Annotated in this window: 11 protein-coding genes; 10 read left to right on the top strand and 1 reads right to left on the bottom strand. The window is 61.2% G+C overall.

What is annotated here, in order from left to right; genetic code table 11:
* Positions 1-7 precede the first annotated feature (7 nt).
* The 6 genes from H7C18_RS27005 to H7C18_RS26980 all read left to right on the top strand — a co-directional run bounded on the left by H7C18_RS27005 (position 8) and on the right by H7C18_RS26980 (position 6645).
* Entirely contained in the window at positions 8-1012 is a 1005-nt protein-coding gene (locus H7C18_RS27005; RefSeq protein ID WP_185132239.1) for an oligopeptide/dipeptide ABC transporter ATP-binding protein, read from the top strand.
* Positions 1009-2010 carry a dipeptide ABC transporter ATP-binding protein gene (locus H7C18_RS27000; protein ID WP_185132238.1) on the top strand — a complete coding sequence of 334 codons (1002 nt, stop codon included), beginning with the start codon at positions 1009-1011 and terminating at the stop codon, positions 2008-2010. Before H7C18_RS27005 ends, H7C18_RS27000 begins: the two co-directional genes overlap by 4 nt.
* Before the next feature lie 2 nt (positions 2011-2012).
* Positions 2013-3653 (top strand): leucyl aminopeptidase family protein, encoded by a 1641-nt coding sequence (locus H7C18_RS26995; protein ID WP_238357984.1) that lies wholly within the window; start codon positions 2013-2015, stop codon positions 3651-3653.
* A 3-nt stretch (positions 3654-3656) separates the two neighbouring features.
* Entirely contained in the window at positions 3657-4370 is a 714-nt protein-coding gene (locus H7C18_RS26990; RefSeq protein WP_185132237.1) for a copper homeostasis protein CutC, read from the top strand.
* Between the two features lie 14 nt (positions 4371-4384).
* Complete coding sequence (locus H7C18_RS26985; RefSeq protein ID WP_185132236.1) at positions 4385-5383, top strand: ROK family protein; 999 nt, start codon at positions 4385-4387, stop codon at positions 5381-5383.
* A 182-nt stretch (positions 5384-5565) separates the two neighbouring features.
* Entirely contained in the window at positions 5566-6645 is a 1080-nt protein-coding gene (locus H7C18_RS26980) for a VanZ family protein (protein WP_238357983.1), read from the top strand.
* On the opposite strand, the gene H7C18_RS26975 is transcribed toward H7C18_RS26980, so the two are convergent.
* A complete protein-coding gene (locus H7C18_RS26975; protein WP_185132286.1) occupies positions 6635-7672 on the bottom strand; it encodes a hypothetical protein in 1038 nt (345 codons plus the stop codon). The two genes, H7C18_RS26980 and H7C18_RS26975, sit on opposite strands and share 11 nt — an antisense overlap.
* Positions 7673-8083: 411 nt before the next feature.
* Between H7C18_RS26975 and H7C18_RS26970 the strand changes: the two genes are divergently transcribed.
* From H7C18_RS26970 to H7C18_RS26955, 4 genes are all read left to right on the top strand, one after another.
* Positions 8084-9049 (top strand): ABC transporter permease, encoded by a 966-nt coding sequence (locus H7C18_RS26970; RefSeq protein ID WP_185132235.1) that lies wholly within the window; start codon positions 8084-8086, stop codon positions 9047-9049.
* Between the two features lie 15 nt (positions 9050-9064).
* Positions 9065-9937, top strand: a complete 873-nt coding sequence (locus H7C18_RS26965; RefSeq protein ID WP_185132234.1) for a carbohydrate ABC transporter permease — start codon at positions 9065-9067, stop codon at positions 9935-9937.
* Between the two features lie 76 nt (positions 9938-10013).
* Complete coding sequence (locus H7C18_RS26960; protein WP_185132233.1) at positions 10014-11576, top strand: extracellular solute-binding protein; 1563 nt, start codon at positions 10014-10016, stop codon at positions 11574-11576.
* A 176-nt stretch (positions 11577-11752) separates the two neighbouring features.
* Complete coding sequence (locus tag H7C18_RS26955) at positions 11753-13387, top strand: response regulator (RefSeq protein WP_185132232.1); 1635 nt, start codon at positions 11753-11755, stop codon at positions 13385-13387.
* The last annotated feature ends 6 nt before the right edge of the window (positions 13388-13393 follow it).

Here is a 13393-nt window from a genome sequence, read left to right as displayed (position 1 = left end):
ACGGGACGTGACTCAACATCTGCTGGAAGTGGAGGGCTTGAAGACGGAGTTCAAGCGCGGCGGCGGCAGCGTGACGGCGGTGGCGGGCGTGGATTTCCATATCCGCAAAGGCGAAGTGCTGGGGCTGGTCGGCGAATCCGGTTGCGGCAAAAGCGTAACGTCGCTGTCCATCATGAGGCTGCTGAAGGATACCCCCGGGAAAATTACCGGCGGCTCGGTCCGCTTCGAAGGAACCGATCTGACGAAGCTGTCGGAGAAGGACATGCGACGTGCGCGCGGCAACGACCTGGCGATGATTTTTCAGGAGCCGATGACTTCGCTCAACCCGGTGCTGCGGATCGGCCTTCAACTGACGGAACCGATCATGCTGCATTTGGGCTACGGACGCAAGAAAGCGCGCGAGCACGCGATCCACATGCTGAAGCTGGTCGGCATTCCGCGCGCCGAAGAGGTGATCGACGAATATCCGCACCAGCTGTCGGGCGGCATGAGGCAGCGGGTCATGATCGCGATGGCGATGTCGTGCAACCCGAAGCTGCTGATCGCCGACGAGCCGACGACGGCGCTGGACGTGACCATCCAGGCGCAAATTCTCGACCTGATGAAGCGGCTCAAAGAAGAGCAGGAGATGGGCATGCTGCTCATCACGCACGACCTTGGCGTCGTCGCCGAGATGTGCGACCGGGTCGTCGTCATGTATGCCGGCCGGGTCGTGGAAGAAGCTCCCGTGCAAGAACTGTTCTCGAATCCGAAGCACCCGTATACGAAGGGGCTGATCCAATCCGTTCCCAAGCTGCGGCAGAAGGTTCGGCGCCTGGAGTCGATCAAAGGGAACGTTCCCGACTTGTCCCAGATGCCGCCCGGCTGCAAGTTCGCGGCGCGGTGTCCGTTCGCCATGGAGAAGTGCGTGGCGTCGGAGCCGGAGCTGATTCCGCTTGCGGGGGCGAGCGAGCGCAAGAGCCGCTGCTGGTTGACGCAGGACGAAGCCGTGGAAGGAGGGGATCGGGCGTGAAGGAGAAGGAGACTCCGCTGGTCGAAGTGAAAAACCTGAAGAAGTCGTTCGAGGTAAAGAAAGGCTTTCTGGGCCGAAGCCAGCCGCTCAACGCGGTAGACGGCATCTCGTTCGCGATTCGCAAAGGGGAGACGTTCAGTCTCGTCGGCGAGAGCGGCTGCGGCAAGTCGACGACCGGCCGGCTGGTGACGCGCCTGCTGGCGCCGAACGAAGGCGAAGTGTGGTTCGACGGCCGGAACATCAGCCGTCTGTCCGACAACCAGATGCGGCCGGTCCGCAAAAACATGCAGATGGTGTTCCAGGATCCGTACGCTTCCCTGAACCCGCGTATGAAGGTGAAGGATCTCGTCGCCGAGCCCGTGCTTATTCATACGAGGCTGTCCGCGAAGGAACGGGACAAGCTGGCTTGCGAGCTGCTGGAGACCGTCGGCTTGAACAGCCGCCACGCCGAGCGCTTTCCCCATGAGTTCAGCGGCGGGCAACGCCAGCGGATCGGGATCGCGCGGGCGCTGTCCGTTCGGCCGAGCCTGATCGTGGCGGACGAGCCGGTATCCGCGCTCGACGTGTCGATCCAGTCCCAGGTGCTGAACCTGCTGCAGGACCTGCAGGAAAATTACGGCCTCACCTACCTGTTCATCTCCCATGACTTGAGTGTGGTCGAGCATATCAGCGACCGGATCGGCGTCATGTACTTGGGAACGCTCGTGGAGACGGCCGGCAAGGAGACGCTGTACGAGCGTCCGCTGCATCCGTATACGCAAGCGCTGCTGTCGTCGGTTCCCGTTCCGGATCCGACCGTCAAGAGGGAGCGCATCATTCTGAAGGGCGATCTTCCGAGCCCCGTCAATCCGCCGACCGGCTGCCGGTTCCATACGAGGTGTCCGTCGTGCATGGAGATTTGCAAGCGGCGCGCGCCGATTTTCCGCGAAGTAGAGCCGGGCCGCGAAGTCGCCTGCCATCTGTATGACGAGGAAATGATGAAGCTGGAGCGCAAGTGAGGATGGGGACGAACGATCAGACGAACGATCACGTTCAAGGGAAAGAAGGGACCGCGATGAAGATCGTCATCGATTCCGCCGAACCGGCGGATTGTCTTGTCTATCCGGCTTATTTCAGGGAGTCGTTCCCGTACAGGCTCGGGGAAGCGCGCCGGTCGCCCGGCGGCGTTACGTGGCTCTATGGCCGTGCGGAAGAGGAGCCGGACGTGCTGGCGGTCGGCATGGGCAAGCGGGAGGAGTCGACGCTGGAGCGCATTCGCCGGGCGGCCGGATCGGCCGCCCGCTCGCTGCTTCGCGAGGGGAAAAGCTGCGCGGTGCTGATGCGGAGCGGCGGCACATCCGGAAGCTTCGCCTCCGCCTCCGTTGCGGGCCGCGAGCAGGACGCTGTCGAAGCGGGCCGCAAGCCGGACGTTACGGTTGCGAGACGTGAGCAGCCCGCTTCGGCTTCGGGCTCCGGCGCTTCTCATCCTGCTGCAGCCGAATGGCTGCAGGCGTGGACGGAAGGCTGGCTGCTCGGGCTGTACCGGTTCCAGAAATACCGGGAATCGACGAAGGATGAACGGACCGTCGAGCTGACGGTGCGCTCGGCGGATTGGCCCGAGCTGAAGGCAAGCGAGCTGGAAGCCGCGATCGGGACCGGACGGCTGCGCGCCGATGGCGCCATGCTGGCGCGCGACTTGGTGAACGAGTCGCCCGACGATCTGAATCCGGGCCGGTTCACGGAGTGGCTGGAAGCTTACTTCCGCCGCGGCGGAGCGCCCGTGAAGGTGCATGCGTACCGGGGGCGGGAGTTGGCGGACCGCGAGATGAACGGGCTTATCGCCGTCGGCGCGGGCAGCCGTCACGAGCCGGCGCTCGTCGAGATCCGCTACGAAGGCGATCCCTCGCTGCCGATGCTCGCCCTGATCGGCAAAGGCGTGACGTTCGATATGGGCGGCATGAACGCGAAGACGGCCGCGGATATTACCGACGCCCGCATGGATATGGGCGGGGCGGCTGCCGTCGTCGGCGCGATGGACATCTTGATTCGCGGCGGGGCCAAAGTCAATGTGACGGCGCTCTTGCCGGTCGTCGACAACGTGCCGGACGCGAACGCGATTCTGCCGTCCACGATCATTCGCTATCCGAACGGAATTACCGTGGAGGTGGCCAATACCGATGGCGAAGGCCGGTTGATTCTGGCGGACGCGCTGCTGCACGCCGCGAAGCTCGGCGCCGCCGAGGCGGTCGATATCGCCACGCTGACGGGCAACGTCGGCGCGGCGCTCGGGCTGGGCATCGCCGGCATCTGGGGCGACGAAGGCATGCGGCAGAGCCTTGTCGAGATCGGCGAGCGCAACGGGGAGCGGCTGTGGCCGATGCCGCTCATGGACGAATATGAGGCCGATCTGCGCAGCGCCTATGCCGATTTGCGCAACGTTGGCCGGTCGCCGTACGGAGGCGCGATCAAGGCGGCGCTCTTCATCCGCCGCTTCGTCGCCGAGCCGATGCGCTGGGTTCATATCGACATGGCCGGAACAGTTCAGTACAAGCAGGACGAGAGCTATTCGGAAGCGGGAGCGACCGGCTACGGGGCCAGGCTTCTCGCGGATTACGCGGTGCGGATGGCCGAGCGCGCTCATTCGGAAGGGCGGGGAGTTTAAGAGATGATTCTGGAAGTGATCACCACCTGCATGGAGGACGCGATCGTCGCGGAGGCTTCCGGCGCCGATCGGCTCGAGCTGATCACCGCCTTTACCGAAGGCGGTCTGACGCCGGGCATCGGGCTGGTCGAGCAGGCCGCGAAGACGGTCAACATCCCCGTCTTCGCGATGGTTCGGCCGCACAGCCGCTCCTTCGTCTATTCGCGGCACGACCTTCTGACGATGGCGTCGGAAATTCGGGCCATCGCGGCAAGCGGCGCCGCGGGCGTCGTGCTCGGCGCGTTGACGCCGGAGGGCGCCATCGACGAGCGGGCGCTCGACACGCTGCTTCCGCTGACGGAAGGGCTGCAAGTCACGTTCCACCGGGCATTCGACGAGCTGAGCGACCAGCTTGCCGGCCTGCGCACGTTGAGCCGGTATCCGCAGATTACGCGGGTGCTGACGTCCGCCGGGCCGGGGGCGGTTATGGAACACGTCGAAGGTATGCGGGAGCTGGCCGAAGAGTCTTCCCGGCTGGGAAGGCCGCGCATTCTGGCCGGCGGGGGGATGAAGGCGGAAGGCATTGAACGGTTTATTGCGGGAGCCGGCGTGAAAGAAGTGCATTTCGGAACGGATATCCGATTCGGCGGCGAAGCGCTGGCGCCGATCGATCCGTCCGCGCTGCGGGCGCTCTCCGACCGGCTTCATCGCATAGGAGCAAACGAGCAAGGGCAGTGAAAGAAGGGATTGTCATGCATGAGGAAGATAGGCTAGAGGTAGATCAATACGTCGTCGGGATCGATCTGGGCGGGACGAAGATCGCGGCGGCGCTCTTCGATCCGGATGGCAAGCTGCTCCGGCGGGAACGGATGGAGACCGCGGGCGCCCGAACGGCCGAAGAGGTGGTCGGCCGGATGATCGCGATGGTCCGTTCCGTCTCCGGGGGGCGGCGGCTGGCCGGCATTGGCTTGGCTTCGCCCGGCGCGGTAAACAGCCGCGACGGCATCGTCATGGGCGGAACCAACCTGCCGGAATGGGACAACGTGCCGCTGAAGAAGTGGATGGAAGGGGCGCTCGGCGTCGAAGTTCAAGTCGTGAACGACGCGAACGCCGCTGCCTGGGGCGAATATGTCAGAGGTGCCGGCCGCGGGACGAACAGCATGGTGTACGTCACGTTCAGCACCGGTATCGGCGCGGGTATCGTCATGGACGGCAAGCTGCTGCTGGGGCCTCACTCCTTCGCGGGCGAGCTCGGCCACGTCATTATCGACCCGGACGGACCGGTATGCAGCTGCGGCCGGCGCGGCTGCTGGGAGGTGTTCGCATCGGGCACGGCCATCAAGGATGCGGCCTTGCGGGCCATGCGGGACCGCCGGTCGGCGATCGCGGAGCTGGCCGCGGCGAGCGGCGAGGACGTCTCCGCCCGGCACGTCTTCGAGGCAATGGAAGCGGGCGATCCGGTCGCGAACGAGGTCATCGGCCGGACGATCGACCATATGGCGCTCGGTCTGGCCAACGTGGTCCACATCTTCGATCCCGAGCGCATCGTCATCGGCGGAGGCGTGAGCAAGGCGGGCGAGCTGTTGTTCCCTTCGCTGCGGGAGAAAACGGCCCGGCTGGTCATGAAGCCGTATCTCGGCAAGTATACGGTCGCTCCCGCGGTGCTCCGGGACGATGTCGGCCTGATCGGCGCGGCGGCCTTATTCGATAAGGGCACGGAGCAAGCGAAGAGCCGATCGTACGCCCGCTGAATCGGATATCAGAAAGCGCGCTTTCCGTTTGACGGGGCGCGCTTTTTCTGTTGTCCGCGGCTTTTTAACCTCGATTTAACTTGAAAAAAAGAAAGCGAAACTCCTATGATGGAGCGAGGGAACGGGGTAAAATAACGAACCGGACGCGAGTCCGGCTTGGGGAAAGGAGAAGGTGCGAACCGTTGTCGTTCTACTGGTTTTCGATCGCTCACGCATTTATGCTGTTTCCGGTCACCGCGGCGCTTTTTGCAGTGCCGTTCATGATCGTTCAATACCGCCGGCACGGATATATCCATAAAGTCCGGGCCATCGTGCTTTATTTGCTGCTGCTATATTTGATGAACGCCTTCTTCCTGATTCTTCTTCCGCTGCCCAAGTCCATCCACAACGAGCCTCCTCAAGCGGGTTCTTATTTTCAACTGGTGCCGTTCCGCTTCGTGTCGGACATCCTGAGAGAGACGGCCGTGAAGGCCGACGCCCCTTCGACCTACTGGCATCTCCTGAAGGAACGGGCCGTCTGGCAGGTGGCGTTCAACGTCGTGTTGACCGTGCCCTTCGGCATGTTTTTGCGGTATTACTTCCGGGCGAATTGGCTTCGGTGCCTGCTCTTGTCCCTCGGACTGTCGCTCCTGTTCGAGACGACGCAGGTGACGGGAATCTTCGGCATTTACGATTATCCGTACCGGCTGTTCGACGTGGACGATCTTTTGACGAACACGGCGGGAGGAATGGTCGGATTTCTGGTCGCCGAATGGGTCGCCTCTCATCTGCCTCGGATCGACAAGCTGGACGAGAACGTAGACCTGACCCAGCAACGGGTCTCTTACACCCGCAGAGGGCTGGCCTTTCTTATCGATTGGATCGTAATGGCGCCGGCGATGGGAATTCTGCGGGTGTTCGACGTCCCGTATCCGTACGTCGCGGCGGTGCTGATTTATTTTGTCGGCTTGCCGTTTTTTACGAACGGCCGGACGATCGGCAAGTGGGCGGTGCGGATTCGCTTGAAAGGACGGGGAGAGCGCATTCGGCTCGACGAGCTGTTGATCCGGTACGGACTGCTCTACCTGGTCGTCTTCGGATTGAATCTGCTGGATGCCGCCTACCTGGCCAACCACGGGTCGAAAATCGTTGCGGCGCTTGGCGCCCTGGCCCTGCTCGTCATGGACGCGGCGTTCGGGCTGCATCTGATCAGTCGCATGATCACCAGGAAGCGCCAGCTTTTTTACGAGGAGCGAAGCGGAACCGGGCACGTTATTGCGTAGGGAACGGATTGGCGGCGGCGATCTCTTCCGCGGCGGACCATAGCTTGGGCAGAAAGCTCAGCGTATCCTGAGCTCGCCGGGCCATGTCGCCGGAGGAAGCGATGCCGAGATCGGCGACCGCCGCGCGAAAAGCCGGGGCCAATGACGCTTCAAGCTCGGGAGCGTCTGCCGCGAGAAGGTAATGGCAGCGGGCGAAGGTGGCGACGATCCAGAACATCGCCTCGCGATGGAGGCCGGCCCGGATCAGCTCTCGGCTTCCGTCAATGGCGATCGGACGCGCTGCCGCCGTAATGTCGCTGCTGAAGAAGAACGGCGTCTTGGCGGCGGCCGCCGCGGCGTCGAACGTTCGGGCGAGCCCGTCGACATGGGCCTCGACGCGCTGCGGGGACAGATCGGCGCAGCCGAGCCGGCCGAGCAGCTCCGGGTACAAGTCCTCGCGGCCATACTCGCGGAGAACGTCCTTCGCGGCGACGTAGCGCAGCCGAACGGTCGGGTTGCGCAGCGCGGCGACGAGCGGAAGATGAGCGGTGACTCCGGTCGGGAACAGCCAACCCATGACCTGACCGTGCCAAGGGGCGGACGGATCGAGAGAACGCAGGCCGTCTTCGATTCGCTGCCGGACGTTCTCCAGGCGGCGGCGCACCCAAGCAGGCTCCGCGAAGTGCGGAGACACCTCGGCTTGAAGCTCCCGGAGCCGGCCGGAAGGATCCGCGAGGATCGTATCCGTTCGGAAGCCGCCCGCCAGATAATAAGAGGACAGAACCTTCTCGGGCGAGGAAAGTTGGCTCCAGGAGAGATACGTCACTTCAAGCAGCGCGTCGCGATAGCGGAATTTCCCAAGCCTGACCGGAGGTTCGGGCCCTGAGAGAACGACGACGATGTCGACATCGGACGCGGGCGCAAGCATCGCGTCGTCCGGCATCCCGACCGTCGATCCGCTGATATAGGCCCCCTCGAATCCTTCCACCCTGCCTTCATGCTCCGCCACCCACGCGGCCGCCGCTTTTCTCGCATCCCCGACACGGATCATCCGCACCGTCTCCTTTCACATCGACTGAAGGTCTGCCCATTATACCACGACTTGTCGAGGTCCTTAGAAGGGCCTTTTTCGTTTGGCCTTGTACCGCGAACGGGGAGCCTTCATGCGCCAAAACTGAAAAAGCGCAGGCTTTTAAGAGGGAATAGCCGCTGATTGCCCCTTTTCCTGCAAAAGTGCAGGCTTTGTGCCCCGCAACAGCCAAAACAACGCATTTCTCGGAAAAAACCTGCATTTTTGCAGTTTTGAAAGGGATGGTTTTCCGTGAAGACTTTAAAAACTGTATTTTTACCGTTTTGACTGCGCCATTTCTATAGGATTGAACCAGAAATTAAGGAATTGCCTTCTACTGAGGCTTCGAACGGTTCTTTACAATAAGATCACGACGAAGCGAAGAAGGTGATGAAGTTGAGCAAGACCGGCACCGCGATCGCCAGGGGACCGGCAGCTTTGACGAAGCGCGGAGGGCGCCGATGGCGGCTATTCCGCGGCAATCTCGATATGTATTTGCTACTGCTTCCGGGGATCGTCTTCCTGCTGCTGTTTAAATACACGCCGATGTACGGCGTTGTGATCGCTTTCCAGGACTTCAATATTTTCTCCGGCATCTCGGGCAGCGAATGGGTCGGCATGGACCAGTTCCAGAAGCTGATCCACTCGGGCGACTTCATCCAGGTGCTGGTCAACACCCTGCTGATCAGTCTGTACAAGATCGTCCTTCTGTTCCCGATTCCGATCGTGATCGCTCTGCTGCTGAACGAAGTCCGCAAAATGTTCTTCAAGCGAACGATCCAGACGATCATTTACTTGCCGCACTTTCTGTCGTGGGTCATTATCTCGGGCCTGTTCGTAACCATCCTCTCGCCGACGGGCGGCTTGGTCAACGAAATGATCCAGGCGTTCGGCGGGCATCCGGTTTCGTTCCTGACCGACAATCACTTTTTCCGCAGCGTGGTTGTCTTCACGGCCGGCTGGAAGGAGATCGGCTGGAACGCCATCGTCTTCATCGCTGCCGTGGCGGGCATCGACCAGGAGCAGTACGAGGCGGCGGCCATTGACGGCGCGGGCCGCATCCGGCAGATGATCTCGATTACGCTTCCCGGCATCATGGCCACGATCGTGCTTATGTTCATCCTGCGGATCGGCAGCCTGCTGGAGGCCGGGACGGAGCAAATCCTGACGATGTACAACCCGCTCGTCTACAAAAGCGGCGACGTCATCGGAACGTACGTTTACCGTATGGGGCTGGGCCAGCAGGACTACAGCTTCAGCACGGCGGTCGGGCTGTTCAATTCCGCGGTCGGCTTCCTGCTGATCGTCATGGGCAACATGCTGAGCCGCAAATTCCTTCAACGCAGCATTTGGTAAGGGGCTGAAAAAGCGATGCGCAGTAAAACAATCGGAGACCGCGCGCTCGATACGTTCATCTACGTCGTTCTGGTATGCATGGGGCTTATGACGCTGCTTCCTTTCGCCAACGTGCTGTCCAAGTCGGTCAGCCAGGAATGGGCGATCGTATCCGGGAAGGTCGGGATCTACCCGATCGGCTTCCAGCTCGATACGATGCGCTACGTCGTGACCAATCATCAATTCCTGCACTCGTTGTATATTTCGGGGCTCGTCACCGTTATCGGTACGCTGGGGTCTTTGCTCGTGACGGCCATGACGGCTTACCCCCTGTCGAAGCGGGAGCTTCCCGGCATGGGCGTTCTGATCGTGCTGTTTATTTTCACGATGATGTTCAACGGAGGCATCATTCCGAACTACCTGCTCATCCGGCAGCTCCACCTGATCGACAACCTCGGAGCGCTCATCCTTCCGGTGCTGGTCAGCGTCTTCAACATGTTGGTCATCAAAAGCTACTTTGAATCTCTTCCGGTCAGCCTGGAGGAATCCGCGAAGCTGGAAGGCGCGCGGAATTACACGATCCTGTTCCGCATCGTTCTGCCGCTCAGCGGACCGGTGCTGGCGACGATCGGACTGTTCTATGCGGTTTATTACTGGAACGACTACTTCAACCCGATGATCTACATCAACAGCACCTCGCTCAAGCCGCTGCAATTGTACCTGCAGGACATCGTCATGAACGCCGACACGTCCTCGCTGAACCAAAGCGCCGACGACCTGATGAACGTTCCGGCGGAAGGCGTCCGGGCGGCGACGGTGATCGCGTCCACCATTCCGATCCTGCTCGTCTACCCTTTTCTGCAAAAGTACTTTATCAAAGGCGTGCTCATCGGCTCGGTCAAAGGGTAAGCCCGGCGCAGCATTAATTCTTCCGGGTTAGCCCGGGAGGTTAATGATATATAATACTTCTTAGGAGGGTCAAGCAATGAGAAAAAGTGTGAAAGCGCTCCAGGTGACGGCGGCCGCCTCGCTGTTCGCCATCGCTCTGGCGGCCTGCGGCTCGAACGGCAACGATAACGGGAACGCTTCCGGCAGCGCCTCCGCCGGAGCTTCGGGTTCGGCATCGGCGTCCGCCCCGGCGTCTTCCGACGCGAACAAGCCGACCTTGAAGCGACTCCAGCTTTGGCAGGATCAGGATCCGAATACGTATCCGGTGGCGAAATTTCTGGAGGACAAGACGGGTTACAAAGTGCAGTACGACATGCTTCCGCAGGACAAGGCGGCCGATAAGCTCAATCTTCTGATGGCTTCGGGGGAAGCGTACGACACCGTTCAATACGGTGCCGACATGGCGCTGTACTCGGACTATGCGCAAAAAGGCGCGCTGACGGATCTGACCCCGCTGATCGACCAGTACGGACCGAATATCAAGCAGGCGATCTCGCAGCAATCGCTGGACGCGCTGAAGATCGGCGGCAAACTGTATGCGCTTCCGTCTACGCTGACGTACAAGGTCGGCACCAGCATTCTGATCCGCACGGACTGGCTGGAGAAGGTCGGCATGCAGATGCCGACGACGACGGATGAGTTGAAAGCCGTGCTGAAGGCGTTCAAGGACAAGGATCCGGGCGGCCACGGGGACCAGGACGTTCCGCTGACGGTGAACGGAGACACGGCTTTCCTCGACGACATCGTAGGCGCGTTCGGAATGCCGAACGCTTGGAACGACGTGGACGGACAACTGGTTCCTCGGGTGCTTGACCCGTCCTATAAGGACTATGTCGCCTATATGTCCGACCTGTACAAGGAAGGCCTGCTGGACAATCAATTCGTCGTCAACAAGGGCGCCACGACCAAGGAGAAGTTCACGAGCGGGAAAGCCGGCGCGATGATTATCCACTGGGCCGATATTCCGTCCGTCAACGACGCATTGAAGAAAACCGATCCGAACGCCAAGTTCGAATATATCGGCGCGCTGAAGGGGCCGAACGGCGAGGCGGGCTTCTCGGGGAACGCCGGCTTCGACCGGCTGACCTTCATCCCGAAGGCCTCCAAGCATCCGGAGGACGCGATCAAGTGGATCAACGCCACCCTGGAACCGGAGACGTTCAAGGAGCTGGCCATCGGGGAAGAAGGCAAGCATTATACGGTCGAGAACGGGGCCTATCTGCCGATCCTGCCGATCTTCAACGACGAGCGCAACCTGGCGAACAACTACATGTCGGGAACGGACGAAGCGAACTACCCGCAGTACTGGCAAGCGCGCGTTCATAAGGACCCGGTCATGTTCGAGCAGTTCGACATCCTGAACAACAAGCAGCCGGACGACGTGAAGATCTCGAATCCGTTGGGTCTGGCGCCGTACATGCCGAATTACTCCAAGTACAATCAACAGCTGGAGACGATGGTAGGCGATTATACCGTGAAGCTTATCGCGGGAGCCGAGCAGATGTCCGGCCTGGAAGCTTTCCAAGCCAAGTACAAAGCGGCCGGAGAAGAAGCAAGCGCGAAGGAAATCAACGATTGGTACGCTACGACGAAAAAATAATGAAGAAAGCGGCGGCGGCCCGTTTTACGGGCCTGCCGCTTCCTTGCATTCGACGCAGAACATTCCAATGGACAAAGGGCGAAAAATATCGGAATATCAAGGTGGTCGAAGGGCCGGCGAACGGGCTTTGAAGCGGGAGGAACATGCCGCACGGGACGAGGAGGGAGGATCGGACGATGTACAAACTGATGATCGTGGACGATGAGCCGACAGTAAGATTCGGGCTGCAGTCTTATTTCGACTGGGCTTCCTTCGACATCGAAGTGATGGGGGAGGCGGACGACGGAGACGTGGCGCTCGAGATGATCGAGAAGCAGCCGCCCGACCTGATCCTGACCGACGTGCGCATGCCGAACCTGGACGGAATCGAGCTGTCGCGCCGGGTATCCGCCCGATATCCGGGAGCCAAAATCATTTTCGTAAGCGGTCACGACGATGCCGATTATTTGAAGTCCGCCTTGAAGGTAAGCGCCGTCGACTACATCTTCAAGCCGGTCAACCTGCAGGAGCTCGGCGCGGTCATCAAGCGCGTCGTGGCGGATCTGGACGCGGAGCGGGCGGAACGCCGGCTTCGGCAGGAGATGCAGGTGAAGCTGAAGGAAGGCATGCCGCTGCTCCGGGAGAAGTTCCTGCTGTCGCTGGTCGACAGCGGCGTCCCGAAGGCGGATTTGCGCGAGCGGATCGAATTTCTCGGGCTGGATCTGCCGGAAGATGCCGCTTATTGGGCGATCGTCATCGCGGTTGACGATCTGGCGGAAGTGACGGGCAGCCGCTCGGAGGGAGACCGCCAGCTGCTCTGGTATTCGGTACTCAACGTCTGCCAGGAGCTGATCGACCGTCATCTGGGCGGTTATGTCTTCGAGCGCCGCACCGGCGAATTCGTCGGTCTATTGCGGATAAGTCCGTCGGGGGGAAGCGTGCCGGAAGCTTCCGAGGCGCTGATCGCGCTTGCCGGCGACATCCGCGACAATCTGGAACGCTGGCTGAAGATCGGCGTCACCATCGGGATCGGCGACCGTTCCTCTCTGTCCGAGCTGCCCCGCTCTTACAAGCAGGCCGGCGAAGCGGCCGACCACAAGTGGTACTTGGGCAAAAACCGCATCATCACGATGGACAGCCTGGAGACATCCGCAGCGGAGGACGGGGGATGGAGCAAGTACGATCTCTCGCAGAACGAGCAGCTGATCGCTGCCCTGAAGGCCGCCGACGAATTCCGGCTTCGCGAAGTTCTGGACGCGATCTTCGCGGATCTGGCCCGCAACCGGCGGGACGGCTTGAAGTACGGACGGAACGTCATCTTGCAGATCGTTCTGGCGGTCGGTCAGCTCCTGCTGGAATTGAACGCGCAGTCTCCGGAGCTGGAGGCGGCGGAGTCCCGGCTGTGGGAGAAGCTGTTCGAGCAGGAGACGCTGGGCGAGATGAGATTCTTGATCGAGGCGCACCTGACGGAGGTGTGCGAGCGGATTCGCGACAAGCGGACGGGCAAGGTGGCCAATCTGGTCGAGCGGGTGCGCGCCGTCATTGAGGCGAAGTACGCGGACGGAGGGCTGACCGTGGCCGAGATCGCGAAGGAGGTTTACCTGACGCCCACCTACGTCAGCTTGCTTTTCAAGCAGGAGACCGGGCAGACCGTAGGCGAATACTTGACGCAAGTCCGAGTGGAGAAAGCGAAGGAGCTGCTGCGCGATCCGAAGTACAAATTTTACGATATCTGCTACGCAATCGGATACACGGACCCGAGCTACTTCACCAAGCTGTTCAAGAAGGCGACGGGAGTGACGCCGAGCGCCTATCGGCAGGACCATGCGTAAGGCAGC

This window comes from Cohnella zeiphila (assembly GCF_014212055.1).
In the GTDB taxonomy this organism is placed as follows: Bacteria; Bacillota; Bacilli; order Paenibacillales; family Paenibacillaceae; genus Cohnella; species Cohnella zeiphila.
The sequence above is the reverse complement of the archived record's forward strand: the minus strand, read 5'-3'. Positions and strand labels throughout refer to the sequence as shown.

Excerpts from the sequence above, each read along its gene's own strand:
- H7C18_RS26965 (WP_185132234.1), top strand. The coding sequence starts at position 9,065 with ATGCGCAGTAAAACAATCGGAGACCGCGCGCTCGATACGTTCATCTAC.
- H7C18_RS26955 (WP_185132232.1), top strand. The coding sequence starts at position 11,753 with ATGTACAAACTGATGATCGTGGACGATGAGCCGACAGTAAGATTCGGG.
- H7C18_RS26985 (WP_185132236.1), top strand. The coding sequence starts at position 4,385 with ATGCATGAGGAAGATAGGCTAGAGGTAGATCAATACGTCGTCGGGATC.
- H7C18_RS26995 (WP_238357984.1), top strand. The coding sequence starts at position 2,013 with ATGGGGACGAACGATCAGACGAACGATCACGTTCAAGGGAAAGAAGGG.
- H7C18_RS26960 (WP_185132233.1), top strand. The coding sequence starts at position 10,014 with ATGAGAAAAAGTGTGAAAGCGCTCCAGGTGACGGCGGCCGCCTCGCTG.
- H7C18_RS26970 (WP_185132235.1), top strand. The coding sequence starts at position 8,084 with ATGAAGTTGAGCAAGACCGGCACCGCGATCGCCAGGGGACCGGCAGCT.
- H7C18_RS26990 (WP_185132237.1), top strand. The coding sequence starts at position 3,657 with ATGATTCTGGAAGTGATCACCACCTGCATGGAGGACGCGATCGTCGCG.